Annotated in this window: 27 protein-coding genes; 16 read left to right on the top strand and 11 right to left on the bottom strand. The window is 63.4% G+C overall.

Annotation, left to right across the window (positions count from 1 at the left end; all coding sequences use genetic code 11):
* The gene (ppk2, locus tag ABI213_RS16925) at positions 1 to 912 is read right to left on the bottom strand and encodes a polyphosphate kinase 2 (protein WP_348005319.1); all 912 of its coding nucleotides are present in this window, start codon (positions 910 to 912) and stop codon (positions 1 to 3) included.
* 202 nt (positions 913 to 1114) lie between these two features.
* Between ppk2 and ABI213_RS16920 the strand changes: the two genes are divergently transcribed.
* The 7 genes from ABI213_RS16920 to ABI213_RS16890 all read left to right on the top strand — a co-directional run bounded on the left by ABI213_RS16920 (position 1115) and on the right by ABI213_RS16890 (position 7645).
* On the top strand, positions 1115 to 2299 hold the full coding sequence (locus ABI213_RS16920; RefSeq protein WP_348005320.1) for an ROK family protein: 1185 nt from the start codon (positions 1115 to 1117) through the stop codon (positions 2297 to 2299).
* Positions 2296 to 3783 carry a sugar ABC transporter ATP-binding protein gene (locus ABI213_RS16915; protein ID WP_348005321.1) on the top strand — a complete coding sequence of 496 codons (1488 nt, stop codon included), beginning with the start codon at positions 2296 to 2298 and terminating at the stop codon, positions 3781 to 3783. The genes ABI213_RS16920 and ABI213_RS16915 overlap by 4 nt, the downstream gene beginning before the upstream one ends.
* Positions 3764 to 4759, top strand: a complete 996-nt coding sequence (locus tag ABI213_RS16910; protein ID WP_348005322.1) for an ABC transporter permease — start codon at positions 3764 to 3766, stop codon at positions 4757 to 4759. The genes ABI213_RS16915 and ABI213_RS16910 overlap by 20 nt, the downstream gene beginning before the upstream one ends.
* A gap of 66 nt (positions 4760 to 4825) precedes the next feature.
* Positions 4826 to 5788, top strand: coding sequence for a substrate-binding domain-containing protein (locus ABI213_RS16905; RefSeq protein WP_348005323.1), 963 nt, complete (start codon positions 4826 to 4828; stop codon positions 5786 to 5788).
* Between the two features lie 68 nt (positions 5789 to 5856).
* On the top strand, positions 5857 to 7017 hold the full coding sequence (locus ABI213_RS16900; protein ID WP_348027953.1) for a Gfo/Idh/MocA family oxidoreductase: 1161 nt from the start codon (positions 5857 to 5859) through the stop codon (positions 7015 to 7017).
* A gap of 35 nt (positions 7018 to 7052) precedes the next feature.
* A complete protein-coding gene (locus tag ABI213_RS16895) occupies positions 7053 to 7334 on the top strand; it encodes a YlcI/YnfO family protein (RefSeq protein WP_348004888.1) in 282 nt (93 codons plus the stop codon).
* On the top strand, positions 7331 to 7645 hold the full coding sequence (locus tag ABI213_RS16890) for a type II toxin-antitoxin system RelE/ParE family toxin (RefSeq protein WP_348004889.1): 315 nt from the start codon (positions 7331 to 7333) through the stop codon (positions 7643 to 7645). The genes ABI213_RS16895 and ABI213_RS16890 overlap by 4 nt, the downstream gene beginning before the upstream one ends.
* Positions 7646 to 7655: 10 nt before the next feature.
* On the opposite strand, the gene ABI213_RS16885 is transcribed toward ABI213_RS16890, so the two are convergent.
* From ABI213_RS16885 to ABI213_RS16875, 3 genes are read right to left on the bottom strand one after another with little or no spacing between them, the layout of a single operon-like run.
* On the bottom strand, positions 7656 to 7895 hold the full coding sequence (locus ABI213_RS16885; protein ID WP_348004890.1) for a YdcH family protein: 240 nt from the start codon (positions 7893 to 7895) through the stop codon (positions 7656 to 7658).
* A 52-nt stretch (positions 7896 to 7947) separates the two neighbouring features.
* Positions 7948 to 8691 carry a 2OG-Fe dioxygenase family protein gene (locus tag ABI213_RS16880; RefSeq protein WP_348004891.1) on the bottom strand — a complete coding sequence of 248 codons (744 nt, stop codon included), beginning with the start codon at positions 8689 to 8691 and terminating at the stop codon, positions 7948 to 7950.
* On the bottom strand, positions 8688 to 8969 hold the full coding sequence (locus ABI213_RS16875) for a DUF427 domain-containing protein (protein ID WP_348027952.1): 282 nt from the start codon (positions 8967 to 8969) through the stop codon (positions 8688 to 8690). The genes ABI213_RS16880 and ABI213_RS16875 overlap by 4 nt, the downstream gene beginning before the upstream one ends.
* Positions 8970 to 9112: 143 nt before the next feature.
* On the opposite strand from ABI213_RS16875, the gene ABI213_RS16870 reads away from it, so the two are divergent.
* A complete protein-coding gene (locus tag ABI213_RS16870) occupies positions 9113 to 10141 on the top strand; it encodes an NADP-dependent oxidoreductase (RefSeq protein WP_348004893.1) in 1029 nt (342 codons plus the stop codon).
* 33 nt (positions 10142 to 10174) lie between these two features.
* Here ABI213_RS16870 and ABI213_RS16865 read toward each other — a convergent pair whose 3' ends face one another.
* The 3 genes from ABI213_RS16865 to ABI213_RS16855 all read right to left on the bottom strand — a co-directional run bounded on the left by ABI213_RS16865 (position 10175) and on the right by ABI213_RS16855 (position 12490).
* Complete coding sequence (locus ABI213_RS16865) at positions 10175 to 11173, bottom strand: pirin family protein (RefSeq protein ID WP_348004894.1); 999 nt, start codon at positions 11171 to 11173, stop codon at positions 10175 to 10177.
* 92 nt (positions 11174 to 11265) lie between these two features.
* The gene (locus ABI213_RS16860) at positions 11266 to 11856 is read right to left on the bottom strand and encodes an NAD(P)-binding domain-containing protein (protein ID WP_348004895.1); all 591 of its coding nucleotides are present in this window, start codon (positions 11854 to 11856) and stop codon (positions 11266 to 11268) included.
* 58 nt (positions 11857 to 11914) lie between these two features.
* Positions 11915 to 12490, bottom strand: coding sequence for a YceI family protein (locus tag ABI213_RS16855; RefSeq protein ID WP_348004896.1), 576 nt, complete (start codon positions 12488 to 12490; stop codon positions 11915 to 11917).
* A 97-nt stretch (positions 12491 to 12587) separates the two neighbouring features.
* Between ABI213_RS16855 and ABI213_RS16850 the strand changes: the two genes are divergently transcribed.
* From ABI213_RS16850 to ABI213_RS16815, 8 genes are all read left to right on the top strand, one after another.
* A complete protein-coding gene (locus tag ABI213_RS16850; protein WP_348004897.1) occupies positions 12588 to 13529 on the top strand; it encodes a LysR family transcriptional regulator in 942 nt (313 codons plus the stop codon).
* Positions 13530 to 13554: 25 nt separating this feature from the next.
* A complete protein-coding gene (locus ABI213_RS16845; protein ID WP_348027951.1) occupies positions 13555 to 16248 on the top strand; it encodes a bifunctional acetate--CoA ligase family protein/GNAT family N-acetyltransferase in 2694 nt (897 codons plus the stop codon).
* A gap of 184 nt (positions 16249 to 16432) precedes the next feature.
* On the top strand, positions 16433 to 16711 hold the full coding sequence (locus ABI213_RS16840; protein WP_348005973.1) for a DnaJ domain-containing protein: 279 nt from the start codon (positions 16433 to 16435) through the stop codon (positions 16709 to 16711).
* Positions 16708 to 17235, top strand: a complete 528-nt coding sequence (locus ABI213_RS16835) for a hypothetical protein (protein ID WP_348005972.1) — start codon at positions 16708 to 16710, stop codon at positions 17233 to 17235. The genes ABI213_RS16840 and ABI213_RS16835 overlap by 4 nt, the downstream gene beginning before the upstream one ends.
* Positions 17236 to 17238: 3 nt before the next feature.
* Positions 17239 to 17988: a hypothetical protein gene (locus ABI213_RS16830; protein ID WP_348005971.1), complete on the top strand. Its 750-nt coding sequence runs from the start codon at positions 17239 to 17241 to the stop codon at positions 17986 to 17988.
* A 3-nt stretch (positions 17989 to 17991) separates the two neighbouring features.
* Positions 17992 to 19239, top strand: coding sequence for a hypothetical protein (locus tag ABI213_RS16825; RefSeq protein WP_348005970.1), 1248 nt, complete (start codon positions 17992 to 17994; stop codon positions 19237 to 19239).
* A gap of 72 nt (positions 19240 to 19311) precedes the next feature.
* Positions 19312 to 20934 carry a sensor domain-containing diguanylate cyclase gene (locus tag ABI213_RS16820; RefSeq protein WP_348027949.1) on the top strand — a complete coding sequence of 541 codons (1623 nt, stop codon included), beginning with the start codon at positions 19312 to 19314 and terminating at the stop codon, positions 20932 to 20934.
* Between the two features lie 74 nt (positions 20935 to 21008).
* A complete protein-coding gene (locus ABI213_RS16815) occupies positions 21009 to 22232 on the top strand; it encodes a hypothetical protein (RefSeq protein ID WP_348027947.1) in 1224 nt (407 codons plus the stop codon).
* Between the two features lie 85 nt (positions 22233 to 22317).
* Here ABI213_RS16815 and ABI213_RS16810 read toward each other — a convergent pair whose 3' ends face one another.
* From ABI213_RS16810 to ABI213_RS16795, 4 genes are all read right to left on the bottom strand, one after another.
* Positions 22318 to 22764 (bottom strand): MarR family transcriptional regulator, encoded by a 447-nt coding sequence (locus ABI213_RS16810; RefSeq protein WP_348005967.1) that lies wholly within the window; start codon positions 22762 to 22764, stop codon positions 22318 to 22320.
* A 3-nt stretch (positions 22765 to 22767) separates the two neighbouring features.
* Positions 22768 to 23727 carry a PDR/VanB family oxidoreductase gene (locus tag ABI213_RS16805; protein WP_348027945.1) on the bottom strand — a complete coding sequence of 320 codons (960 nt, stop codon included), beginning with the start codon at positions 23725 to 23727 and terminating at the stop codon, positions 22768 to 22770.
* Positions 23728 to 23788: 61 nt separating this feature from the next.
* Entirely contained in the window at positions 23789 to 24829 is a 1041-nt protein-coding gene (locus ABI213_RS16800; RefSeq protein ID WP_348027943.1) for an aromatic ring-hydroxylating dioxygenase subunit alpha, read from the bottom strand.
* A gap of 26 nt (positions 24830 to 24855) precedes the next feature.
* The coding region (locus tag ABI213_RS16795; RefSeq protein ID WP_348027941.1) for an MFS transporter at positions 24856 to 25848 on the bottom strand (993 nt) is incomplete at its 5' end.

Genomic DNA, 25848 nt, shown 5'->3' with positions numbered 1-25848 from the left:
TCAATAGACTTCCGGTACCACGATCTCGTTGGGCACGGCCTGGCGGATGTAGTCGTCGTGGCGCTCGCGCTCGGGCAGGTGGATGGCGGGGTGCGCCACCTCTTGGTAGGGCATTTGCTCCAGCAGGTGGTGGATGCAGTTCAGACGGGCTTTCTTTTTGTCCACGGCCTGCACCACCCACCACGGGGCTTCGGGGATGTGGGTGCGCTCCAGCATCACCTCTTTGGCCTTGGTGTATTCCTCCCAGCGGCGGCGCGACTCCAGGTCCATGGGGCTGAGTTTCCACTGCTTCAACGGGTCGTGGATGCGGCCCAGAAAGCGCAGGTGCTGCTCCTGGTCGGAGATGGAAAACCAGTATTTCACCAGCTGGATGCCGCTGCGCACCAGCATGCGCTCGAACTCGGGCACGGTACGGAAGAACTCCTCGTACTGGTCGTCGGTGCAAAAGCCCATCACCCGCTCGACCCCGGCGCGGTTGTACCAGCTGCGGTCAAACAGCACGATCTCGCCTGCAGCCGGCAGGTGCGACACGTAGCGCTGGAAGTACCACTGTGTGCGTTCGCGGTCGTTGGGCGCTGGCAGCGCGGCCACGCGGCAGACGCGCGGGTTCAGGCGCTGGGTGATGCGCTTGATGACACCGCCCTTGCCTGCGGCGTCGCGGCCTTCAAACAAAATCACCACCTTGTGGCCGGTGGCGACCACCCAGTCTTGCAGCTTGACCAGCTCGGCCTGCAGGCGAAACAGCTCGCGGAAGTACTGGCGGCGGGCTTCTTTTTGGTCCTCGGTGGTGGGTTCACCGTCAGACTCCATGCCCGTCAGCATGCGGTCGTCCATTTCCAGCTCCAGCTCTTCGTCGTAGCTGTCGATCATGTCGCGGTGCATGCGCTGCACCATGTCGTCGTTGGCGTTCAAGGGCTTCTCCAAATGCAAATACGCCGACCTTAGCTTCGGCATATGTCAAAAATATGACAATTGCATGTCCATCCATTCGGCCTGAATTTGGTCGAAGATAAGACTTGTCTGGCAGAAGTGCCCGACTTACCATCCGCTACCGACCGCGAAGCATCGACGGTTGGATACAAAAAGGAGACAAGCATTGGCACCTGGGACGACTTTGTCCGTCGATGAAACCACCCTGCTGCAGAGCATTTTCTGGTCAGCCGGTGCGTCGCGCCTGGCCCTGGCCGAGCGGCTGGACTTCTCTAAAAGCAAAACCAACAGCCTGGTCGCCGCCCTGCTCGACGTGGGCCTGCTGGAAGAGACCGGCCTAAAAGCCTCCAGCGGTGGCCGCCGCCCAGAAACCGTGCAAATCAGCCCCCGTCTGGGCGTGCTGGTGGCCGCCGACCTGGGGGCCACCAGCCTGGACATCGCCATCCTGCGCCCCGATTTGACCGTGCTGGCCCGCATTTCGGAAGCCGCCGACGTGCGCGCAGGCCCTGGCGTGGTGATGGCCCGGGTGCGGGTGCTGATACGCCAGTTACTCAGCACCTGCGGGGCCACGGCGCAGCAGGTGCTGGGCATCGGCCTGGGCGTACCCGGCCCGGTGGACTTTGCCAGCGGCCAGTTGGTCAACCCGCCGCTGATGCCGCAGTGGGACCGCTTTTCGATCCGCGACGCACTGCGTGAAGACTACGCCGCCCCGGTGTTTGTAGACAACGATGTCAACATCATGGCGCTGGGCGAGCTGTGGCGGCTGCAGCGCAGTTTGCAGAACTTTCTGGTCATCAAGGTGGGCACCGGCATTGGCTGCGGCATCGTCTGCCACGGCGAGGTGTACCGGGGTGCCAACGGCTCGGCGGGCGACGTGGGCCACATCTGCGTGGATGCCGCCGGGCCGCGTTGCCACTGCGGCAACCTGGGCTGCGTGGAAGCCATGGCCGCCGGCCCGGCCATCACCCGCATGGCGCTGGAGGCCGCAGCCAGCGGCGACAGCGCCTTGCTGGCCGCCTGCCTAGCCGATACAGGAACCATCACCCCCGAAGACGTGGGCAACGCCAGCCGCCATGGCGATGCGGCGGCGAACCGCATCATCCAGCACACCGGCAATTTGATCGGGCAGATGCTGGCTTCGGTGGTGAACTTCTTCAACCCCTCGCACGTGTTCATCGGCGGCGGCATCACCCGCATCGGGCCGCTGTTTCTGGCCTCGGTGCGGCAAAGCATCTACCAGCGCTCGCTGGCCTTGTCCACCCGGCACCTGGAGATCCAGTACACCCCGCTGGCCGAGCAGGCCGGGCTGGTAGGCGCGGGCGTGCTGGCAATGCAAGAGACGCTGAAAAGCAAAGGAAACCCGCGATGAGCGTGAACGTGGAATTTGACAACGTGGTGAAAGAATTTGGCCCGGTGCGCGTGCTGCACGGGGTCAGCTTTGCCCTGCACGCGGGCCGCACGGTGGGCCTGCTGGGCGAAAACGGCGCGGGCAAGTCCACGCTGATGAAGATTCTGGCCGGGTTCGAAGTGGCTACCGGCGGCACGCTGCGCATCAACGGCCAGCCCCAGCAGTTCAGCACCTCGCGCCAGGCCGAGGAACAAGGCATTGTGCTGATCCACCAGGAGTTCAGCCTGGCCGAAGACCTGACGATTGCGCAAAACCTGTTCCTGGGCCACGAGAAGAAAAAGGGATGGCTGCTGGACGACACCACGATGCAGGCCGAGGCCGCCAAGGCCATCGCCCAGGTGGGCCTGCAGGCCGACGTAAACACCCGCGTGAAACACCTGATCGTGGCCGAAAAGCAGTTGGTTGAAATCGCCCGCGCGCTCTTACGCAAGGCCCGTCTGCTGATCATGGACGAGCCCACCGCCACCCTGACCCCCGGCGAAACCAAGCGCCTGTTTGCGCTGATGGCGCAACTCAAGGCCGACGGCGTAACCCTGGTCTACATCTCGCACAAGCTCGACGAGGTGGAACAGGTGACCGACGAAGTGGTGGTGATGCGCGACGGCCGCTTTGTAGCCCGCGAAGATACCCAAAACCTGACTCGACAGCAAATGGCCAGCCTGATGGTGGGCCGCGAGCTAACCGACCTGTACCCGCCCAAAGCGCCGCACGCGCCCGCCGCTGCGTCTATGCTCAAAGTCACCGGCCTAACGGTACCCGGCTGGGCCACGGATGTCAGTTTCGAGGTCCGCCCCGGCGAGATCCTGGGTTTTGCCGGGCTGGTGGGCGCAGGCCGCACCGAGCTGTTTGAAGGTCTGCTGGGCCTGCGCCCGCGCACGGCGGGGCGCATCGAGCTGCAAGGCCAGGTGACCGACCTCAAAAGCCCCCGCGATGCCGCCCAAAAAGGCCTGACGTATCTGAGCGAAGACCGCAAAGGCAAAGGCCTGCATGTGCACTTTGGCTTGCGTGAAAACCTGACCCTGATGGCGCTGGAGCGCTACACCCATCCGTTTCTGGACCCGCAATTGGAGGCCACTGCGTTGAAGACGGCCGTGGAAGACTACGGCATCCGCACCGGCGACCTGCAGAGCAAGGCCTCCAGCCTGTCGGGTGGCAACCAGCAAAAGCTGGCCCTAGCCAAAGTGCTGCACCCGAAGCCGAAGGTGGTGGTGCTGGACGAACCCACGCGCGGCGTGGACGTGGGGGCCAAGCGCGACATCTACTTTTTGGTCCAGCGGCTGGCCCGCGAGGGGCTGGCGGTCGTCGTGATCTCCAGCGAGCTGATGGAGCTGATCGGGCTGTGCCACCGCGTGGCGGTGATGCGCGGCGGCAAATTGCAAACCGTACTTGAAGAACACCAGTTAACCGAACAGGAGCTGATAGCCCATGCCACCGGAACAAATTAAATCCCCGCGCACCGCCACCCACTGGATGGGCCGCCTGCACGGCATGGGGCCCGTCATCGGCCTGGTGTTACTGCTCATCGCGGGCACGCTGCTGAACAGCAATTTCGCCACGCTAGACAACGCCATGAACGTGCTGACCCGCACCGCCTTCATCGGCATCATCGCGGTGGGCATGTGCTTTGTGATCGTCTCTGGTGGCATTGATTTGTCGGTAGGGTCGATGGCGGCGTTGATTGCGGGCAGCGTGATCATGTGCATGAACACCTTGGGGCCCATGCTGGCCTCGCCGGTGATGGTGGTCGCCTTAGGCATGGCGCTGGCGCTGGTGCTGGGGGCGCTGTTTGGCCTGGCGCACGGCCTGCTGATCACCAAGGGGCGCATCGAGCCCTTCATCGTCACGCTAGGTACGCTGGGCATCTTCCGCGCCTACCTGACCTACTTTGCCAACGGCGGCGCGATCACGCTGGACAACGACCTGAGCGATGTCTATAGCCCCGTCTACTACGCCAGCCTGCTGGGCGTGCCCATCCCGGTATGGGTGTTTCTGGTGGTGGCGCTGCTGGGCGGTGTGATCTTGAACCGCACCGCCTTTGGCCGCTACGTGCAGGCCATTGGCTCCAACGAGCAGGTGGCCCGCTACGCCGCGGTGGACGTGGACCGCATCAAAATTTTGACCTACGTGCTGCTGGGCGTGTGCGTGGGCATCGCCACCCTGCTCTACGTGCCGCGCCTGGGCTCGGCCTCGCCCACCACCGGCCTGCTGTGGGAGCTGGAAGCGATTGCCGCAGTGATCGTGGGCGGCACCGCGCTCAAAGGCGGCGCGGGCAGCATCACCGGCACGGTGGTAGGTGCCATTTTGCTGTCCGTCATCAGCAACATCCTGAACCTGACCAGCATCATCAGCGTGTATTTGAACGCTGCGGTGCAAGGCTTCGTGATCATCAGCGTGGCATTCATGCAGCGCTCTAAAAGATAACGCGATAGATAGCTTTTCAACCCGGTAGCACCCGCTACTTCTTATCCACCTGTAGGAGACAAAACCATGCAAAAACTGACCCGTAGACTCGCCCTGACCGCCGTGGCCCTGGCCGCGTTGGCCACCGCACCTTCTTTTGCCCAGGAAAAAGTGGTGCTCGGCGTGGCTATCCCCGCCGCCACCCACGGCTTCACCGGCGGCATCGTGTTCTGGGCCAACCAGGCCAAGAAGGACTTGGAAAAAGCCCACCCCGGCCTGCAGGTCATCGTCAAAACCGCTGCTGGCGCGCCCGAGCAAGCCAACCAACTGCAAGACTTGCAGACGGTGAACAAGATCAACGCGCTGGTGATCTTTCCGTTTGAATCGGCATCGCTGACCAAGCCCGTGGCGCAGGTGAAAAGCAAGGGCGTGTACGTCACCGTAGTGGACCGCGGCCTGACCGACACCAGCGCGCAAGATGCCTACATCGCAGGCGACAACACCGCCTTTGGCAAAATCCCCGGCGAATACCTGGTCAAAGCCCTGGGCGGCAAGGGCAACATCGTCGCCATGCGCGGCATCGCCACCACGCTGGACAACGAGCGCATGGACGCCTTCAACGCCGCCATCAAAGGCAGCCCGGACATCCATCTGCTGGATGCGAAATACGCCAACTGGAACCGCGACGACGCGTTCAAGGTGATGCAGGATTACCTGACCCGCTTCCCGCACATCGACGCGGTGTGGGCTGCCGATGACGACATGGCCGTGGGCGTGCTCAAGGCCATCGACCAGGCCAAGCGTACCGACATCAAGATCGTCTTCGGCGGCGCGGGTGCCAAAGGCATGATCAAGACCCTGATGGACGGCAAAGACCCGCGCATCCAGGCCAACGTGTCGTACTCGCCCAAGTTCATCTACGACGCGATCAAGCTGACCGCCGAGGCGCGGCTGAAGGGCGAGAAGCTGCCACCGACCTACATCATCCCTTCGGTGCTGATCACCAAAGAGAACGCCAAGCAGTTCTACTTCCCCGACTCGCCTTTCTAAAATTTAAGAAAAATACGGCTCTGGCGCAGGCAGCACCTGCGCCAGCAGCTATAAAAACAATAGTAACCATGACTTCCAACCGCAAACTCCGCTACGCCATGGTCGGCGGTGGCCGCGATGCCTTCATCGGCGCAGTGCACCGCAAAGCCGCCGCGCTGGACGGCCAGATCGAACTGGTGGCCGCGGCCCTGTCCGCCAATCCCGACAAAGCCCGCGCCTCGGGTCGCGACCTGTTTTTGCCCGATGACCGCAACCATGGCAGCTGGCAAGACTTGCTGGCCGATGAGCTGAAGCGCCCGGCGCACGAGCGCATCGACTTTGTCTCTATCGTCACCCCCAACCACCTGCACTTCCCGGTAGCCCAGGCTTTTGTGGAAGCCGGTTTCCATGTGGTCTGCGACAAGCCGCTGGTGCACACCAGCACGCAAGCGCAGGCACTGGTAGACGCCGTAAAACGCCAGGGCACGGTGTTTGGCGTCACGCACAACTACACCGGCTACCCGCTGGTGCGGCAGATGCGCGACATGGTGCGCAGCGGCGTGATCGGCAGCATCCGCAAAGTCATCGTCGAATACCACCAAGGCTGGCTGGCCACCGCCGTGGAAGCCACCGGCAACAAACAAGCCGCCTGGCGCATGGACCCGGCGCTGAGCGGTCTGGCCGGAGCCATGGGCGACATCGGCTCGCATGCTGAAAATTTGATGGCCACCGTGACCGGGTTGGAGGTAGAAGCCATTTGTGCCGACCTGGCCGCCACCGGTGCGGGCCGCACGCTGGACGACGATGCGCAAATCCTGCTGCGGCTAAAGGGCGGCGTGCGGGCAGCATTGCTGGCATCGCAAATCTGCATCGGCAGCGAAAACGACCTGCGCCTGCGCGTGTTCGGCAGCAGCGGCACGCTGGACTGGAGCCAAGAAAACCCCAACCGGTTGACCCACACCCCGCTGGGCGAGACACCCCGCACCTTGACCCGTGGCGGCCCCGGCCTGTGCGAGGCGGCCACCCGCGCCTCGCGCTTACCAGCCGGCCACCCCGAGGGCTTCATCGAGGCCTTCGCCAACATCTACCTGGGTGTGGCCGCCGATATCCGTGCCCGGCTGGCCGGTGGCGTGGCCGACGCCATAGATGCCGACTACCCCACCGTGGAAGACGGCGCGCGCGGTGTACGGTTTATTGAGAAAGTGCTGGAGTCTGCGGCCAGTGACCAGAAATGGACGGCGATGGAATAAGCGCATTTGCATCGCAAACGCACTACAATTTGACCATGAAAACCGCTACCCTCCCCTCCATCCGTGTGGCGCCCGAGTTCCGTGCAGTCGTGGAATCGCTCTTGGCAGAGGATGAAACGCTCACGGAATTCGTCGAAAACTCCGTGCGTTTGGCCGTTGCCCAGCGCAGCCACCAATCCGCCTTTGTGGCGCGTGGGCTGGCATCGCTGGACGATGCCAAACGCCACGGGGAGTACGTGGATGCCGACACCGTGGTCGCCAAACTGCAGCAGCGCCTGGCAGCAGCGAAAAAGCAAGTCCAAACCAGCCAGGCATGAGCTACGAGGTCAAGCTGACGCGGCAAGCCGAAGAAGACTTGCTGCGCCTTTTTGACTTTGTATTGGCAAGAGAACTGGAGCGTGGAGGGGAATTAAGCGTGGCAGAACAGGCCCTAGCCGCCATCACCCACGGCATCGCCACCTTGCGCCATACCCCCTGGACCTGCCGCAAAGCTGCCCAAAACCCGTTTCTACGGGAATTGGTGATCTCTTACGGCAGTACGGGCTACGTGGCCCTGTTTGAAATTACCGACAGTGCAACCGTGGTAGTCGCTGCGGTGCGACACCAAAGAGAAGACGACTATCACTGAATGCCGGGCTTCACCCTGCAATCAGCATCTGGTAAATGTCGTCCTTGATCTTCAGCCGCTTCTTCTTCATGTCTTCCATCGCCACATCGCCAATCGCGCCACCGTCTTGCTCGATCTTGATGATGGCGTGGTTGATGGTGTCGTAGTCGTTGAAAAGGTGCAGAAAGCGCGAGCTGCTGAGTTTCAGGCTGCGTATCTTGCCAATGAGTTGGGGGAAATCGTGGGCCAGGTCGTGGTTGAGTAGTTCCATTTTTGTCTCCTAGTTATAAAAATCGGCGGCTCTTCAGTGGGCTCCTCTTACATCAACTGCTCTGAAACTTTGCCGATCGAAAAGTCAGCACCAGCGTATCTCGGTGCCCTCCCTCGGTCGTGGGCTGGATGGGGGTGGACTCGTGTACCACGCGGGCATCGTCCAGTAGCAGTAGCGTCCAGGGCGCGGTCATGGTGAAGCGCTGGCCGTGCGGGCCATCGGCTTCAAAAACCCGGGTTTCGCCGCCCTTGATACCCTCGCGCCCGACCAGCAGCACGGCCACAAAGTCCACGCCGTCACGGTGCGCGCCTTCGGGCGTGGGGCGGCCAATGCCGTCGGTGGTGTCGATGCGGAACTGGTGCGCTTCCACGTACCAGGGGGCCTGGCCGCTGCCTTTGAGCGTGGTGCAGATCTGCCCCAACGCCAACAGCAGTTGGGCCCACGCGGGCTGGGCCACGGTGTCGGACAGCATGGGAGCAAACCAGCGCTCCATGCCGCCGTGCAAGGCGTTGTATTCCACCGGTTGCCAGTGCGGACGGTGCGGCACCTGCTGCAGCGTGTCGCCTTGCAGCACAAAGCAGGAATGGCGACGGCGGCGGTAACGGCCGCCGTCTTTCAGATATTCGTCGGGCTGCAGGTCGTTCCAGCTGGGGACCAAGCCGTTCAAATCGGCCAGCGTGCAGCCTGCCAGTGCGGCCACGCCTTCGGGGCTGAGCGCTGCGTAGGCCTGTTGGCGCAGCGCGTCCACCGCCTGGGCAGGCGGCGTGATGGGGGGAGAAAGCAACACAGCGCTCATGCTTCGATCTTCACGCCTTTCCAAAAAGCCACGCGGTCGGCCACTTCTTCGGCACCCATCTTGGGGTTGGCGTAGTACCAGGCTGCGTCGGTGTTCATCTCACCGTTGACCATCAGCGAGTAGTAGCTGGCCTGGCCCTTCCACGCGCAGGTGGTTTTGTGGTTGCTGAAACCCACATATTCGCGGTTCAGCGAACTCAACGGGAAATAGTGGTTGCCTTCAACCACCGCGATATCGTCGCTCTCGGCGATCACAGCGCCGTTCCAAATAGCTTTCATAGAGACTCCTTCGGTTGGTTCAGAACGTGTTCACGTTCTCATAGCTAAAGGATATACCAGTCGCCCGCCTGTCACGGTTGCGAAGCGTCAAGGAACATGTAGTGGTTACCATCACTTTTTACAAATTTGGAAGCCGAGACACCATGACCACCAACCACCAGATCCGCCTCGCCAGCCGGCCCAAAGGCCTACCCACCCGTGCCAACTGGAGCACCACCACCGAGCCGGTGCAGCCGCCCGCAGCGGGCGGGGTGCTGGTGAAGGTGCTCAGCCTGTCGCTGGACCCGGCCATGCGCGGCTGGATGAACGAGGGCAAAAGTTACATTCCGCCCGTGGGCATTGGCGAAGTAATGCGCGCGGGTGGCGTGGGCGTGGTGGTGGAATCCCAAAACCCGCTGTTTGCGGTGGGTGACCACGTGTCGGGCTCGCTAGGCGTGCAGGAATACACGCTGGTGCCCCAGGAGCAATTGCGCCGCAACGGCCTGTTCAAAATCGACCTGGCCCTGGGCAGCCTGACGCAATGGCTCAACGTGTTGGGCATGCCCGGCATGACAGGGTACTTTGGCCTGCTCGACATCGGCCAGCCAAAGCCGGGCGAAAACGTAGTGGTGTCGGGAGCGGCCGGTGCGGTGGGCCAGACCGTGGGCCAGTTGGCCAAGCTCAAGGGCTGCCACGTGGTGGGTATTGCGGGCGGCCCAGCCAAGTGCGACTGGGTGGTGGAGACGCTGGGTTTCGACGCCTGTATTGACTACAAAGCCGGGCCCGATGCGGTGCGCAATGGCCTCAAAGAGCACTGCCTGGGCGGGGTGGACGTGTACTTTGACAACGTGGGCGGCGACATTCTGGACCAAGTGTTGGCCCAACTGGCCCGCGAAGCCCGTATCGTGATCTGCGGCGCGATCAGCCAGTACAACAACACGACACCCATCCAGGGCCCCAAAAACTACCTCAGCCTGCTGGTCAACCGCGCCCGTATGCAGGGCATGGTGGTGTTTGACTACGCAGACCGCTATCCCCTGGCCGTGGCCGAGCTGGCCGGTTATCTGAAAGACGGCCGCATGCTCAGCAAAGAAGACGTGGTGGTCGGCCTGGATACTTTCCCCGAGACACTGCTGAAGCTATTTGCGGGCGAGAACTTCGGCAAGCTGGTGCTGCAGGTGGCAGAGGGGTAAAGCCAGCGCTGACCGTTTCAGGGCCACACAGGCTCAGCGCGACACGAATCGCTGTCTACCGGGTCCATGTACCGGGGCATGGCTGGGCCAGGCCCAATCGCCAAACTGGGTCTGTCGGTAGTCGGTAAAGGCTTGTCGTATTTCGTCGGCCGAGTTCATGACAAAGGGGCCATCCTTAACCACAGGCTCGGCAATGGGCCGCCCCTGGAGCATCAAAATCTCGCTGGGCTCCGGGCCATTGGCCAGCTCCACGGGGCCAGTGCAGCGGACTTCTATCGCCGATGGCTGGCGAACGGCCTGGCCACCGATGGTCAATACGGCCCCCTTGAAGAAGATCAGCTGCCTACGGGTGGCGCGCCCGGAAGCGGGCGGCAGCGTCCACTTCGCTCCAGGGGACAAGGTGATACTCCAAAGGGCCACGTCGGCAGACGGGTCTGCTGCCCAGGAATCCGGCGGAGGCGCAGGCGGTGCGCGGCTGTCTGCTTCGCAGGGCTTGCCCACAATACACAAGACCTCGGTGCAGCCGGCCCCGTCGCTTGTCCGGTAGACCGGCATCTCTTCAGCCCAAAACATCTTGAAGTTCGGCTCCACCATCTTGCTGCGCGCAGGCAGGTTGAGCCAAATTTGAAACAGCTCCAGCGGGTTGGGTCCATCGCGGTTCAGCAGCGGAAACATCTCGGCATGCACGATGCCGCGGCCTGCGGTCAGCCATTGCACATCCCCTGCACCGAATCGGGCGCTGGCACCCATCGAGTCCGAATGGTCCACCACGCCATGTCGAAGAATGGTGATGGTTTCAAAACCCCGGTGCGGATGTGCCGGAAACCCCGGTACCGTGCGCCCAAAGTACATGCGCCAGCCGTCGGAGCCCACCAGATCCCGGCCCAATGTGTGCCCGGCCAACGACGCGTCGGGCCCCCATTGGGCATTGCCTTGCGGATAGCCGTCGATATGGTGGACGCAGACAAGAAACGGGTCGATGGTCTCCCACGCGCCACCGAGCGGGTCGATCTTGAGGATGGAAGAAGTCATAGGTGATGCGGGTGAAAGAAACGGACGGACAACCACGGCCCCACCCAGGGTGCCGTGACAGCCGTGCTGCCCGGCCAGGCCGCGGGCGGAGCTCAGGGGTTCAGCTTGACGAGGTTTTGCAACACCAGAGGCCCGCCTCTTTCCAGCAAGGCACCGACTTCGGTGACCTTGCCGAGCAGGATGGGCGCGAATCCCAGGCTACCCACGAGTTGCACGATCGCCGCGCTAGCGGACTCGTCGTTGCCCGCCACAAACATGGCGCGGCGGCCACCGTTTTCGCTAGGATCCATGGCCAACAGCTTCGCAGGCAACTGGTTAAGCGTCTTGACCACGTTGGCACCTGGGAAGGCAGCTGCCACGACATCGCTGGAGGCTTTGCCTGCGAGCGCTTCGGGCGGCACACCGTAGGTGTTCATCGCGTCCACGATGGTTTTACCGGTCCAATCCGGTGCCGTAGCACCTATAGCCGTGTGGGCGAGGAAAGGAATAGCCAGCAGGATGGTGTCCGCCTGCAATGCGTCTTGCAGCGCCATGGCGGTGACGTGGCCGCCTAGTTCCGCGGCCAGTGCAGCCAGAGATTCGGAGCCACGGGTGTTGGCGATGCCGACGGGAATGCCATTGCGAGCGAATTGGCGGGCCAGGGCTGTGCCGACGTTGCCGGAGCCGATGATGGAATAGGTCATGGTGATTTCCTTGAATAAATGGTTAGCAGGGATTGAGGAGGGATGGGTTGCGGGTGGATTACTGTTTGACGGCTTCAACCTGCACGGCAAGCTTTACCGTGTCGGGGATACCCAGGTTGATACCCCAGCCCATGCCCCATTGGCTGCGCTGGAGGGTGGTCTCGAAATCACCGCCACAGACTTCGCGCTTCAGCATGGGGTTGGTGTAGCAATTGAAGTTGCTGGCTTTGAGTACGACGGGGTGGGTTTGGCCCAGCAAGGTGAGCTGGCCAGCCACTTCACTAACCTTGTCGTGGTTGAAGCTGACGCTGTTTGCGACGAACTTTGCCGCGGGAAAGACGGCGGAGTTGAAAAAGTTGTCACTCTGCAAATGCTTGTCGAAAGCCGCTGTGCCCGTGTTGATGGAGCCAGTTTCGAGGGTCAACGCGACCGTGCCGGTCTTGGCGACCTTGTCGAGCTGGATGCTGCCTTCTTTCTTGTCGAAACGGCCGCGGTTGGTGGACGTGCCAAAGTGGCTGACCTCGAAGGTCACAAAAGTGTGGCTGGGGTCGATGCTGTAGCTTGCGACCTCCGCGTGGGCGGAGGCTACAAAAGCAGTGGCAGCCAGAGCTGCCGCGATAAGGGTGGAACGCATGGAAAAATCCTTCAAGGTTGGTAGGTGTGTGAATGGTGCGGTTTTTCATGCATTCTGAAAAGACGGTATATTGAGATGCAATCCATCTGTTTTTGGGATGAATGGCGTACTTATGCTGGATGGCGTTTCACTCGATCAACTCAGAACCTTCATTGCGGCGGTCGATGAAGGTAGCTTTTCGGCTGCTGCCCGAAAGCTCAACCGCGTGCAATCGGCGGTGAGCGGCTGGGTGGGCAGCCTGGAGGGGCAGATTGGTGTCACGCTTTTCGACCGCACCGGCCGTTTCCCCAAGCTCACCGCAGAAGGCGTGCTGTTGCTCGCCGATGCCCGCAACATCGTGTCGGGCGTGGACACGCTTAAGGCCCGTGCCAAGCTCATGGCTTCGGGCTTGGAGGCCGAGCTGTCGGTGGTGGTCGATGTGTTCTTTCCCACCGCCGTCATCGCCGAAGCCGCCAAGGCATTTGCCAGCCGGTTTCCCCTGACACCGCTGCGGTTGTTTGTGGAGGGCCTGGGCGCGGGCTACCAACCGGTGCTGGACGGGCGTTGCAGCCTGGGGATTTTGGCGGCCCTGCCAGTGGCATTTCCCTCCCTGGTGGCCGAGCGCCTGGGCGAAGTAACGCTGGTCATGGTGGCAGCACCAAATCATCCTTTGGCCCGTGTGCAGCAGCAGATTCCCAAGAATCTGTTGGCGCAGCATGTGCAACTGGTGCTCACCGACCGGTCCGAGCTGATGGCGGGCCGGGACTACGGCGTTTTATCCCCCTCCACCTGGCGGCTGGCAGACCTTTCCACCAAGTACGCTTTTTTGAAGGATGGCCTGGGCTGGGGCAGCATGCCGCTGCATATGGTGGCGCGGGATATCTCAGCAGGCAGCTTGGTCGTGCTGGATGTTGACGGCATGCCGCGCAGTGGCTATCCGCTGGCCATGTCGGCCGTTCATACGGCGGCTACGCCCCCAGGGCCTGCGGGCCGATGGTTCATCGACCACCTGAAGGCCTGGGCCGTAAACACCGCCCAGAGCGATGCAACAACGCCGTAGGCAAGGGCTTGTTCTAAGATGACCTATGGACAAACACTACCTGACTTCTCTTTTTTCCCCCGACTCCATCGTGGTGTTTGCCGGTGCGGCCGCTAAGGTAGACGCACCCGGCACGCCCCAGGCCCAGGCGCTGCTGGCGGCGCTCAAGGCCCAACAGTTCAGCGGCACGCTCAGCTTCCTGGATATCCACACCACGGGCACGCTGGCCGATCTGGCGCAAACTCGGGCCGACCTGGCCATCATCGCCCTACCCCCGGAAGACGTGGCCGCCGCGCTGGAGGTGGCCGGACGCATCAAATGCCGCTCGGCCCTGGTGGTATCCAGTGGCATCAACGCCACGCTGGCGGCCGAACTTCAAAGGGTGGCCAAGCGCCACGGCATGCATTTGCTGGGGCCCAACTGCCTGGGCTTCCAAAGCCCGCGCCGGGGGTTGAACGCCAGCGTGGCGGGTCCATTGGCCGCCCAAGGGCATTTGGCGCTGGTGTCGCAGTCGGGCGCGTTGACCGCATCGATCCTGGACTGGGCGCAGCAAAACGCAGTGGGCTTTTCGACCGTGGTGTCGCTAGGACCGAACACGGCAGTAGATTTGGCCCAGGTGCTGGACTTTCTGGCCAACGACGCACATACCCACAGCATCGTGGTCTACATGGAGGGCATCTCGGACGCGCGCCGCTTCATGAGCGCCCTGCGCGCAGCGGCCAACGCCAAACCCGTGGTGGTGCTGAAAGCCGGGCACAAGGCCGGAGGCAACAAGGCAGCGCAAACCCATTCGGGCACCATCGTGGGCAGCGACGACGTATTCGATGCCGCCCTGCGCCGGGCCGGTGCGGTGCGGGTGCATTCCTTCGTGCAGCTGTTTTCTGCCGCCAAATGTCTGGCATCGCGTTACCGGGCCGTGGGCAAGCGGCTGGCCATCGTGACCAACGGCGGCGGCCCCGGCGTACTGGCGGCCGATTGGATCAGCGAGATCGACCTGCAACTGGGCACGCTCAGCCCCGCCACCGTCGCCGCCCTGCGGCCCCAGCTGCCGCCGCTGGCCACGCTGACCGATCTGGTGGACCTGTCCGAAGATGCCACGCCCGCCCACTATCTGGCTGCGGTGCAGGCCGCCAGCGCCGACCCGCAGGTAGACGGCCTGCTGGTGATCCACTCGCCCAAGGGCGGTTGCGATGCTGCCGCCATTGCCACGGCGCTGGCCGACTTCATGCCTCGCTCCACCAAGCCGCTGCTGACCTGCTGGATGGGCGATGCCTCGGTGGGTGATGCACGCGCGCTGCTCAACGCGGCCGCCATCCCCACCTTTCGCACGCCCGAAGCGGCGGTGGGCGCGTTTGGCAACATTGCTGCGTTCTACCAAAACCAGCGCCTGCTGCAGCAAACCCCGCCGCCCCTGTCGGCCCTGGCCAAGCCCGACATCGAAGGCGCACGCCTGCTGATCGAGAGCGTGCTGGCCGAGCGACGCAAGGTGCTGACCGAGATGGAATCCAAGGCCCTGCTGGCCGCCTTCCATATCCCGGTCACAAAAACCGTGCTGGCCCGCAGCGCCAATGAAGCCATGATGATCGCCACCCAGCTCGGCTACCCGGTGGCGCTGAAGATCGACTCGCCCGACATCAGCCACAAATCCGACGTGGACGGCGTGGCGCTGAACATCGCCAACGCGGTGGGCGTGCGCGACACCTACAACGACATGGTGGCCCTGGTCGCCCGGCAAATGCCGCAGGCCCGTATCCACGGTGTCACGGTGCAAAACATGGCCCGCCACAAACGCGGCCGCGAAATCTACATCGGCCTGGTCACCGACGATCCGTTCGGCCCGGTGATCGCCTTCGGCGCGGGCGGCACCATGATCGAGCTGCTGAACGACCGCGCCATGGAGCTGCCGCCGCTGAACCAGTTTCTGGCTCGCAGCCTGATCGAGCGCTCCCGCGTGGCCGAAACCCTGGGCGAATGGCGCGGCGCCAGCGCGGTGGATATGCACGCGCTGGAGCAGGTGCTGATGCGTGTGTCAGAAATGGTCTGCGCCCTGCCCCAGCTTCGCGAGATGGACATCAACCCGGTCATCGTCGATGCCTCGGGTGCGGTGTCGGTGGATGCACGCATCGTCATCGACAGTGCTCCCGTGGGCCACAGCGGGCGCGGCCAAAGCTACCAGCACCTGGCCATCCTGCCCTACCCCGCCCATTTTGAGCATGTGTGGCCGCTGCGCGGTGGCGGCCAGTACGCCGTGCGCCCCATCCGCCCGGACGATGCCCAGATGCTGCAAGACCTGGTGCGCGGCCTATCGGCCGAAAGCCGCTACTTCCGCTACGTATCGATGCTGTCCGAGCTGCCGCCCAGCATGCTGTCACGCTTCACCCTGATGGACTACGACCGCGAAATGGCCTTGGTGGCCGTGTTCAAGGAGCGGACCGTTACCGACGACGGCAGCATCCTTGAGACCGAGCGCATCCTGGGCGTATCGCGCTATATCACTAACCCCGACAGCACCAGCTGCGAGTTCTCGCTGGTGGTGGCCGATGCCTACAGCGGCCAAGGCCTGGGCACACGCCTGATGCTCAGCATCATGGAAGTCGCCCGCGAAAAGGGCCTAAGCGAAATCGAAGGCCTGGTACTGGCCAGCAACCCCGGCATGCTCAAACTGATGCGCGGGCTGGGCTTTAGCGTGAAGCCGTTTGCCGAAGACCCGGATTTCCGGCTGGTGACGCACGCGCTGTGAAAACCATGTTGCTATCTAAAAAGTAGCTGCCTGCGCAGGTGGTACCTGCGCCAGAGGCCAGTTTTCCTTAAAAACCGGCGATACGGAGCGGGAAGTTAAAATCACCTCGCGACGATGCCGCGTCGCCAACCAAGAACAGCCCGACAGCAGCCTGTCGGGCTGTCTTTTTTTGCGAAGACCCCCCATGCAAGACCACTACACCGCGCTAGGCCTGTCCGCTGCCGCGACACTGGCCGACATCAAAAAAGCCTACCGGCAGCGCGCCGCGCAGTACCATCCGGACCGTAACACCGCAGCCGAAGCACCCCAGCTGTTTCGCGCGGTGCAAACCGCCTACGAGGTGCTGAGCGACGACGAGCGCCGCAAAACCTACGACGACAACCGCCGCCGGGGTCTGCTGGACGACCCGCTGGAAACCGCCCGCGAAATCTGGCATAACTATTTAGACCAAGCACTGCAATGAAACTATCCCGCTACTTTTCCAACCACGCCCGCGCCTACGATGCGGAGATGGACGATCTGGTGTCCGACTCCGAGGGCAAAAACGTGCTCGACAAGCGCCTGAAAGAAAAGCGCAGCCAGCTCGAATTTCTGCTGGTGATGATGGACGACAGCCCCGAAATGCTGGCCGCAGCCTTCCACCAGGGCTTTCGCTTCCCCAGCCCCAAGGCCATGGACCTGCTGGTCGCGCTGGAGCCCGAAGAGTTTCCCGACTGGGACAAGCTGGGCCGCACCATCACCCTGACGCCGTGGGCCCAGGCCATGGCCGACCGCGTGCTGCTGGAGCCGACGGGCGAACAGTTCATGGTGATCGCCGCCTGCCTGGAATACCTGTACACCCGCGCCGACGACCGGGGCGCGCCGGTGGAAGAGGATGACGACGAGGAAGAGATCGACCCCGAAGAGCAAGAAGCCCGCGACCGCGAAGACGCCGGTGCCAGCTGGATGGAAGAACAAGGCTTCGACCCTAAACCCCCTAAAGGTTAATTTATGCACTACCCCGCCATCATCAAAGCCCAAAGCCTGATCCTCGCCGGTGACATCGTCGGCGCCGAAGCCGCCCTGGTGGAGCTGGCCGACGACGAAGGCGACCACGCCCTGGTGCTGGCGCTGGACCAGTTACCGCCCAAAGACCTGCTGGCGGTGATCCGCGAGTACGACCCGTCCAAAGACTCGGTCATCAACCTGCTGGTCACGGCCGAGCAGTTCTCGCGCGCCGTGGTCATCGAGAAGCAGTACAAAGACCTGACCCACGCCCACCTGCGCGGCATGATGAACTCGGTGATCTTCCGCGAAGACAACGACCCGGTCGAGTTTCTGCGCGCCATTGGCGAACGCGAAGGCGGCTGCGATGCGCTGGCCGACTACCTGGCCGACCACTGGGGCCGGGTGGAAAGCTTCTTGCGCACCGGCACCTTTGAAGCCTCAGAAGACACCGGCACGGTGCTGTCCGAGGCCGAGCTGGTGCCCCAGATGTACAACGACGCCAAGGTGGACCAGGACGAGATCGCCGACCACGACTGGATGGAATTCACCTGGCTGCTGCGCGCCCACTGCCCCGACATCCTGATCGAAGTCATGGTGATACTGCGCGCCCGCGTAAAGGCTTTTGAAGAGGAAGCCGAGGAAGAGGAAGACGGCCACCACCAGGGCGGCCACACCCCGTTCCGCGAAACCCATGGCGAAGGCGAAGGCTCGCAAAAACGCGCCATCGACCCCGACGAAGAATCGGCCATTTAAACCATGCAAGACACCGGCATTGCCGTCTACGACCACCGGCCCTTCTTTGAAAAAGCGCTGCACTTTGGCCTGCAGCACGGCTTGATCGACGCGGCCAAGATGGAGTCGATTCGCAACGATGCGCCCAAGGGCATGGTGCAGATTGCGCGCTACTTTGGCACCGAATTTCTGCGGCCCGAGCTAGAAAAGGCGCGCGAGCGCATGGTCAACCTGATCAGCCTGCACCTGGAGCATGTGAGCGATGGCGACCTGCACGCGGCCGCCACGCTGCTGCGCGACCACTCCATCCTGTCGCGCTCCAAAGCCGGGTCCGACATGCTCAAGGCACTACTGACCCTGCCGGACAACACCCACTTCAGCATGCAGGACAGCGGCGAATTCCGTGACGAACTGATACCGGTGCTGGCCAAATGGGCACTGAAACCCCTGCCCGAAATCCAGCTGGAACTGGCCAAGCGCAGCGAGATTGAAACCCGCATTGAAGCCGCCATTTGGTTCGCCCAAAAGCTGGGCGTGGCCCGGCGCGAGCTGCAGGCCGCTGACACCGACAGCGAGGCCGTCATCCGCACCGGCTTGCTGTGTGCCGCCGCAGGCCGCAGCCTGATGCCCAACTGGGCCCAGTTTGAAACCGTGGTCACCCTGCTGCGCAAGCGTTCCGAAGGCGGCAAAGCCGTGCCGCTAGCGTTACCCAAAGGCGTACCCGCAGCGTTCCAGCCCGTACTGCAGGCCACGCTGGAAAGCATGCAGGCACACGACCTGCCGAAAATTCTGGACGCCAGCGTCAAGCCGCGCAAGCTGTTCATCCAGTCTCTCGCCTTCATGGGCCGCTACTTCTGGCTGGACGAAGGTGTGGACGACATCAGCGAACTCGACCGGGCGATTTCCGACCAGTGGCTCAAAGTGACCCAGCGGCACACCGACGACAGCTCGCTCATCACCCTCTTCCTGTGCATCGCCACTGGCGCGGCGCGCAAGACTACGCTGACCGAGACCAGCGCCGCCAGCATCGTGCGCAAGATCCGCAAAGGCGGCTTCCACCCGCAGCAGGCCAGCGACTTCATCCGCGAATACGCCCCGCACGAACACCACGCCGACTACCAGACGCTATGGCAGAACTTTGTCGAGGAAAGCCAGCGTGATTTGCAAGACGAGCGCGACACCCGGCTGGTCGAAGCCATGGCCACACTCAAATTGCACTGCAACATTGTCAAAGCCACGCCCAAGGCGACAAAGCCCCCTGCCAGCAGCTAGTTTTTTTCGCCCCTATAGGCCTTAACATGTTCTTATACTGCGCACACAAGCACTGATGTAAGCGTAAGTAACATGACGCCCACCCAGCCCCAGGAAACAACTTCCCAGCCGCTAACACGGCGCGGGCAGCGCCTGATCCTGATTGCTTGGCTGTTTCTGGCCTTGGTGGGGGCGACTCTGGGCTTTGCCTACTACAGCATGGGCGTGCTGTCGGCGGCGCGGGCCTTTGTGGGGGGTGAGGGCCTGTGGTCCAAGGCCGAACGGGATGCCATTTACGCGCTGTCACGCTATGCCAACACCCGCGACGCGCGCGATTACGAAGCCTACTCCAATGCCTTGGGCATTATTTTGGGCGACCGCCAGTTCCGCCTGGAGCTGGAAAAGCCCCAACCCGATCTGCAAATATCCCGCCAGGGCTTGCTGCAAGGGCGCAACCACCCCGCCGATGTGGACGGCATGATCGGCCTGTTCCGCAACTTTCGGCACATGGCTGAAATCGACCGTGCCGTCACGCTCTGGGCTACGGCCGACGCCAGCATCGACCACCTGCGGATCGTGGGCGAGCGACTGCATACGGCAGTGCAGGCCCAGACCCTGGACGCGCCCATGGCCAGCGACATCCAGGAAGAGCTGCACCAGATCAGCCTGACACTCGCACCGCTGGCGGATGCGTTCTCCTACTCGCTCGGCGAAGCCTCGCGGCGGGCCAAAAGCATCTTGCTATGGACCATGTTTGTATCCGCCACCCTGCTGGCCGCTGCGGCCCTGGTGTTCTCGCGCCGCCTGGTGCGCGACAGTGAAACCCTGCAGCAGGCGCTGCAGGAGGGCGAGCGGCAAGTGCAAAAACTGCTACAGGCCGCCCCCTTCCCTATGACGATTACGCTGGAACACACCGGCACCGTTTTGTACGCCAACGCGCGGGCACTGGCACAGTTCAAAACCACCATGCAAGACTTGCAGCATGCCCAATCCAAAGACTTCTACTGCCGCCCGGACGAACGGGCGCAGTGGGTCCAGCGCTTTCAAGGCAAAGACAGCATGCAGGACTGGGAGGTGGAGATGAAAGACAGCCAAGGCGGCCGATTTTGGGCCTTGGTGTCCACCCAGCGCATCCAGTTCCAAGGACGCGAATGTTTGCTTCACGGGCTCAACAACATCCAACTGCGCAAGCGGGCCGAAGAGGCTTTGCACCACCTGGCCTACCACGACGAACTCACCAGCCTGCCCAACCGCGCCATGTGCATGGACGCGCTACGGCGCATTCTGTGCCGCTGCGAACGCAAGAACATGCCTTTTTCCATCCTGTTCATCGACCTGGACCACTTCAAGGCCGTCAACGACCAGTGGGGCCACGCAGCGGGCGACCAGTTGCTGCAGCAAGTGGCCCAGCGCATCCAGCGCTGCATGCGCGGCGGCGACCTGGTGGCGCGGTTGGGCGGAGACGAATTCATCGCCGTGGTCGAAGAACTCCACGACACGGCAGAACTGCACCATATCGCCGATAAAATCCTGCATACAGTAGAACCCGTGTATCTGCTGTGCGGGCACAGTGTGCACGTCACCGCCAGCATTGGCATCAGCACCTATCCACAAGACGGCACCGACTTACAGCAGTTGCTCACCCGGGCCGACAAGGCCATGTACCACGCCAAAGCCAGCGGACGCAACGACGTGAGCTTCTACACCTCTCCCTAAAAATGCCCCTCTTCTGGTCCCGAATCCGCCGTTTGCTAGGCTCCCTTTTTGTCCTTTTACTGCTCTGTATCCCATTGGCCCTGGCCTGGGCCGCGTACCTGGCCATCGACGACACGCCCCTGCTGGCCCCTGCCCAAGGCAATACCTTCACCCCCAGCCGGATGGCCAGCGCACAGCGCCTGCTGGCCCGCATCGACCCGCGCAAAACACCGCCAGGCGCGTTGCGCACCTTGCAACTGGGCGAGGACGATCTGAATCTGGCCGTGGCCTACATCGCCAGCCACCGCCCGCAGACCCGCGCCCAGGTGCTGCTACAAGACGGCAGCGCCACCCTGCGCGCCAGTACCTTTTTGCCGCCGAATCCGTTTGGCGACTACCTGAACATCCAGGCCGTGCTGCGTGAAACGCCGGGCACACCGCAGCTTGAACAGCTCACCTTAGGCCGCCTGACCGTGCCACCCAAGATCGCCAACCAGCTGCTGCGCTTTGGCCTGTGGCGGCTGCAGGCCAGCCCCGCATCCGTGGCAAACACGGCGGCCGACAGCATCCAGCACGTGGGCGTGCGCAACGGCGTGCTGAGCGTGCAGTTTGTCTGGAACGATGCCATTCCCGCCCAGTTGCAGGCGGCCCTGGTGCCGCCCGAAGTACAGGCCCGGCTGCAGGCCTACCAAGGCCGTCTGGTCGAAATTGCCGCCCAACCCGGGCCGCGCAACCTGACCCTGGGCGCGCTGGTACAACCCTTGTTGGAACTCTCTGCCCAGCGCAGTGACGCCAAAAACAGCCTGGCCGACGAACACCGCGCCGCCCTGGTCGCGCTGGCCTTCTTTGTGAACGGCAAAGGCATGGCCGCCATCCTGCCCGCCGCCCGCGACTGGACCCGACCCGCGCCGCGCACCACCACCCTGGCGGGCCGGACCGACACCGCCCAGCACTTCAGCATCTCTGCCGCGCTGGCCGCCACCGCAGGCAGCCCGCTGGCCAACATGGTGGGCGTGTACAAAGAACTGGACGACGCACAAGGCGGCAGCGGTTTCTCTTTCAACGACCTGGCCGCCGACCGCGCAGGCACCCGCCTGGGCGAACTCGCCACCGGCAATGCCGCCGCCCAGCTGAGTCTGCAAAAGCGTCTGGCCGAGGGTCTTAGCGATGGCGACCTGCTGCCCAAGATCAGCGACCTGCCCGAAGACCTGCAAACCGCCGAATTCCAGAAGCGCTTTGGCGGGGTGGACGGCCCAGGCTATAAAAAGATGGCGACCGAGATCGAACGCCGCATCGCCGCGCTAGGGCTGTACCGGTAAGCCCCGGGCCGTATTTACAAGCCTTTTAGGCCTCCAGCGCATACTCCACCAGCGCAAGCAGCTATTATTTTTACAGTAACCCGTATCACCGCGCCTGGCGTTTGCGCGAATCGGGCTCGGCAAATTTACGCAGCAGGCGCAGTAGTTCGGCCTGCTCCTGCGCCTCCAGCCCGCCCAGCAGCGTGGTTTGCATCTGCGCCATGCCATCCACCAGCGATGCCAGCAGCGCCACGCCCTCGGGGGTCAGCGACAGGCTGCGCTGGCCGCGGGCCAACACGGCCCGGGTGATCCAGCCCTTGGCCTCCAGCCGCACGGCGATGTCGGCGGTGGTGGAGGTGTCCAGCGCGACCGCCAACGCCAAGGTGCTCTGGTCGATGCCGGGCTGGTCTTGCAGCGTGCGCATCAGCGCGTACTGCACCGGGGTGACCTCGCGGCCCAGGTGCTGGTGGAAGCTGGCCACCGCAATCTGGTGGGCGCGGCGGATCAGATGGCCGGGTTGGTCTTGCAGGTCGATCAGAGCGGATAGGGGCATGCGTTAAAGATCCAGCACTAAAAGCGCTGATTTTGACCGAGAGCAGCACGGGGTGAACTGGTCGTTGGCGGCCTGCTCCTCGGGGGTCAAGTAGAAGTCCTTGTGGTCAGGCTCGCCTTCCAGCACCTTGGTCAGGCAGGTGCCGCACACGCCCTGTTCGCACGACAGCGGAATGTCCACCCCGGCCAGGGCCAAGGCCTTGGCAACGGTCTGGTCGGCAGCGATGCGCACCACCCGGCCCGAGCGGGCCAGCTTGACCTCAAAGCTGGCATCGTCGGCCGAAGGGGCTACGTTGGCCGAGAAGAATTCGTAGTGCAACTGGTCTTCGGGCCAGCCGCTGCCGCGGGCGGTTTGCAGCACCGCGTCCATAAAGCCGGTGGGGCCGCACACATACAGGTGCACGCCCGGCTGGGGCTCGGCCAGCAGGTCGGGCAAGGACAGCTTTTGCATGCTGGAGCCATCGTCAAAGTGAAAATGCACGTCGCGGGCAAAGGCGGCAGCGGCGATTTCGGCCCGAAAAGCCATGCGCTCCTCGGTGCGGCTGCAGTAGTGCATTTCCAGCGGCGCGCCCTGGGCGGCCAGCGTTTGCGCCATAGCCAGGATGGGCGTGATACCGATGCCGCCCGCCAGCAACAGGCTGCGGCTTGCGTCCTGCGACAGGGCAAAGTGGTTCTTGGGCGGGCTGATCTCCAGCACATCGCCCTCGTTGACCGCCGCGTGCATGGCCTGCGAGCCGCCGCGCGAGGCCGGGTCGCGCAGCACGCCGATGCGGTAGCGCTGGGTTTCCGTGGGGTCGTTGCACAGCGAATAGGGCCGCGTCAAACCTCCGGGCATGTGCACGTCGATGTGCGACCCAGCGCTGAACGCGGGCAGTGGCGCGCCATCCACGGCCACCAGCTCGTAGCTGCAGATGTCCAAAGCCTCCACCGTTTTGCGGGCCACCCGCACGCGGATCGTGTTCATGACAGAACCTCCGTGCTGCGCACTGCGGTGCGAGCTTGCTCGGGGCGGCCCAGCGCGGCGCTCATGCCGTCACCTGCGGTGCTTCGGCGGCCAGCAGCCGCTCGATCACCTTGCGCGACTGCACACCGCCGGAGTCGATGTTCAGCATCAGCAGCTTGCGCTCGGGGTGGGCCAGCAGGTTGCGCTGCTGCAGCTCCAGCATCTGCAGGTCTTCACTGAAGATGGTGTGCTGGCCGGCGCGGATGGTGGTGGTCAGCTCGGCATCGTCGGGCTTGAAGTTGCGCGCCATGCCCCAGAAGTACCAGATCGAGGTTTCGGTCTCGGGCGTGATGAAGTCCACCACGATGGAGGCCGCCTTGTGCTCGGCCGGGGCGTCGTAGCCGCCATGGCCCGCGTGGGCCACGCCGACCTCGATCATCACGTGGCTGGGCGGGGTGAAGCGGCAGATCTGCCAGCGGTCCACCGGCACGTCGTCGGCCAGGCCGTTGCCGCGCAGCGCCATGCGCCAGAACGGGGGGGCGCTGATATTTTCCATGTGGCGGCTGGTGATGACTTCGTCGCCATTCACCACCGTCTTGGTGGGGGTTTCGTCGATCTCTTTTTGGCCGATGCTGCTGGCGTGCACATAGGTTTCGTGCGACAGGTCCATCAGGTTATCGACCATCAGGCGGTAGTCGCAGTTGATGTGGAACAGGCCGCCGCCGTAGGCCCAGGCGGGGTTCTCGGCCCACTCCAGGTGGTGTAACTTAGCTTCGTCGGCCAGGGCTGCGTCGCCGGGCCAAACCCAGATGAAGCCGTAACGTTCAAGGGCCGGATAGGCGCGAATGGCCGGGAAGCCGCGCACGCGCTGGCCAGGCATGGACACGGTTTTGCCGTCGCAGCCCATTTCCAGCCCGTGGTAGCCGCAGGTGAGTTTGCCGTTTTCGACCTTGCCCAGCGACAAGGGCGCGCCCCGGTGCGGGCAAAAGTCTTCCAGCGCCGTGGCCTGGCCTTCGGGGCCACGGTAGAGCACCAGGGATTCACCGCAGATCTTGCGGCCCAGGGGCTTGTCGGTGATCTCGTCGGGGGTGCAGGCGACGTACCAGGCGTTTTTGGGGAACATGGTGGGGTTTCCTTTTTGTGGGGTGATCAATGGGCTGCGGCCAGTTTGCCGGGTGCGCGGTCTGCCGTCGATGGTTTTGCGTGGATGGCCAATACCGCCACCACGGCCAGCAGCAGCGGAATCGCAAACACGTAGTACAGCTGGGGCGGTGCCCAGCCGCGGTCGAGCAAGACACCGGCGGTCAGCGGGGCCAGGATGGCACCCAGGCGGCCAATGCCAATCGCCCAGCCCATGCCGGTGGTGCGCACCGCCGCCGGGTAAATGATGGGCGCAAACGAATACAAACCGGCCATGCCGCCAAAGATGAACACGCCGATGCCGAACGCCGCCATAAAGGCCAGATCCAGCGTGCCCGTGACGTAGCCAAACGCCGCCATCGCCACCGCCGTGGTGCACAGGCAGGCCGCAGTCAAACGGCCCAGGTCCAGGCGCGAAGCCAGCAGACCAAACAGCGTACCGCCCACGATGCCACCCAGGTTCAGCAGCACGCCGCCGGTAATGCCCTGCTGGGCCGACAGGCCTGCGGCCACCAGCAGCTTGGGGGTCCAGCTCAGGGCGAAGTAAAAGCTGAACATCAGCAGAAAGAACGCGCTCCAGATTAGCAGCGTAGAGCGCAGGATGGCGGGCGAAAACAGCGACTTGAAGCCGCCCACTGGCGCCGCACCGGCCTTGCGGGTGGGCCGTACCGGCAGGCTTTGCAGCACCGGGCGCTCCATTTTGCGCAGCAAGGTGTTGAGCTTGCCCAGCGCGCCCTGGGGCTGCTTGGCCAGCAAAAAGTCCACCGATTCGGGTAGCAACCACAGCACCACCGGCACCATCAGCAAGGTGGTCAGGCCGCCAAACACAAACACCGAGCGCCAGCCGTAGTGCGTCAACAGCAAGGCCGCCACCATGCCGCCCAGCGTGGCCCCGATGGGGTAGCCGGTGGCCTGGAAAGCGACGCAGGTGCTGCGCCATTTGTGCGACGAGTATTCGGCCGTGATCACGCCCACGCTGGCCAGCATGCCGCCAATGCCCAC

Source organism: Rhodoferax sp. (assembly GCF_039922535.1).
Lineage (GTDB): Bacteria > Pseudomonadota > Gammaproteobacteria > Burkholderiales > Burkholderiaceae_C > Rhodoferax_B.
The sequence above is the reverse complement of the archived record's forward strand: the minus strand, read 5'-3'. Positions and strand labels throughout refer to the sequence as shown.

What these genes read in the sequence shown, in the direction of transcription:
- ABI213_RS16915 (WP_348005321.1), top strand. Translation starts at nt 2,296, where the DNA reads ATGAGCGTGAACGTGGAATTTGACAACGTGGTGAAAGAATTTGGCCCG.
- ABI213_RS16910 (WP_348005322.1), top strand. Translation starts at nt 3,764, where the DNA reads ATGCCACCGGAACAAATTAAATCCCCGCGCACCGCCACCCACTGGATG.
- ABI213_RS16905 (WP_348005323.1), top strand. Translation starts at nt 4,826, where the DNA reads ATGCAAAAACTGACCCGTAGACTCGCCCTGACCGCCGTGGCCCTGGCC.
- ABI213_RS16900 (WP_348027953.1), top strand. Translation starts at nt 5,857, where the DNA reads ATGACTTCCAACCGCAAACTCCGCTACGCCATGGTCGGCGGTGGCCGC.
- ABI213_RS16895 (WP_348004888.1), top strand. Translation starts at nt 7,053, where the DNA reads ATGAAAACCGCTACCCTCCCCTCCATCCGTGTGGCGCCCGAGTTCCGT.
- ABI213_RS16890 (WP_348004889.1), top strand. Translation starts at nt 7,331, where the DNA reads ATGAGCTACGAGGTCAAGCTGACGCGGCAAGCCGAAGAAGACTTGCTG.
- ABI213_RS16885 (WP_348004890.1), bottom strand. Translation starts at nt 7,895, where the DNA reads ATGGAACTACTCAACCACGACCTGGCCCACGATTTCCCCCAACTCATT.
- ABI213_RS16880 (WP_348004891.1), bottom strand. Translation starts at nt 8,691, where the DNA reads ATGAGCGCTGTGTTGCTTTCTCCCCCCATCACGCCGCCTGCCCAGGCG.
- ABI213_RS16875 (WP_348027952.1), bottom strand. Translation starts at nt 8,969, where the DNA reads ATGAAAGCTATTTGGAACGGCGCTGTGATCGCCGAGAGCGACGATATC.
- ABI213_RS16870 (WP_348004893.1), top strand. Translation starts at nt 9,113, where the DNA reads ATGACCACCAACCACCAGATCCGCCTCGCCAGCCGGCCCAAAGGCCTA.
- ABI213_RS16865 (WP_348004894.1), bottom strand. Translation starts at nt 11,173, where the DNA reads ATGACTTCTTCCATCCTCAAGATCGACCCGCTCGGTGGCGCGTGGGAG.
- ABI213_RS16860 (WP_348004895.1), bottom strand. Translation starts at nt 11,856, where the DNA reads ATGACCTATTCCATCATCGGCTCCGGCAACGTCGGCACAGCCCTGGCC.
- ABI213_RS16855 (WP_348004896.1), bottom strand. Translation starts at nt 12,490, where the DNA reads ATGCGTTCCACCCTTATCGCGGCAGCTCTGGCTGCCACTGCTTTTGTA.
- ABI213_RS16850 (WP_348004897.1), top strand. Translation starts at nt 12,588, where the DNA reads ATGAATGGCGTACTTATGCTGGATGGCGTTTCACTCGATCAACTCAGA.
- ABI213_RS16845 (WP_348027951.1), top strand. Translation starts at nt 13,555, where the DNA reads ATGGACAAACACTACCTGACTTCTCTTTTTTCCCCCGACTCCATCGTG.
- ABI213_RS16840 (WP_348005973.1), top strand. Translation starts at nt 16,433, where the DNA reads ATGCAAGACCACTACACCGCGCTAGGCCTGTCCGCTGCCGCGACACTG.
- ABI213_RS16835 (WP_348005972.1), top strand. Translation starts at nt 16,708, where the DNA reads ATGAAACTATCCCGCTACTTTTCCAACCACGCCCGCGCCTACGATGCG.
- ABI213_RS16830 (WP_348005971.1), top strand. Translation starts at nt 17,239, where the DNA reads ATGCACTACCCCGCCATCATCAAAGCCCAAAGCCTGATCCTCGCCGGT.
- ABI213_RS16825 (WP_348005970.1), top strand. Translation starts at nt 17,992, where the DNA reads ATGCAAGACACCGGCATTGCCGTCTACGACCACCGGCCCTTCTTTGAA.
- ABI213_RS16820 (WP_348027949.1), top strand. Translation starts at nt 19,312, where the DNA reads ATGACGCCCACCCAGCCCCAGGAAACAACTTCCCAGCCGCTAACACGG.
- ABI213_RS16810 (WP_348005967.1), bottom strand. Translation starts at nt 22,764, where the DNA reads ATGCCCCTATCCGCTCTGATCGACCTGCAAGACCAACCCGGCCATCTG.
- ABI213_RS16805 (WP_348027945.1), bottom strand. Translation starts at nt 23,727, where the DNA reads ATGAACACGATCCGCGTGCGGGTGGCCCGCAAAACGGTGGAGGCTTTG.
- ABI213_RS16800 (WP_348027943.1), bottom strand. Translation starts at nt 24,829, where the DNA reads ATGTTCCCCAAAAACGCCTGGTACGTCGCCTGCACCCCCGACGAGATC.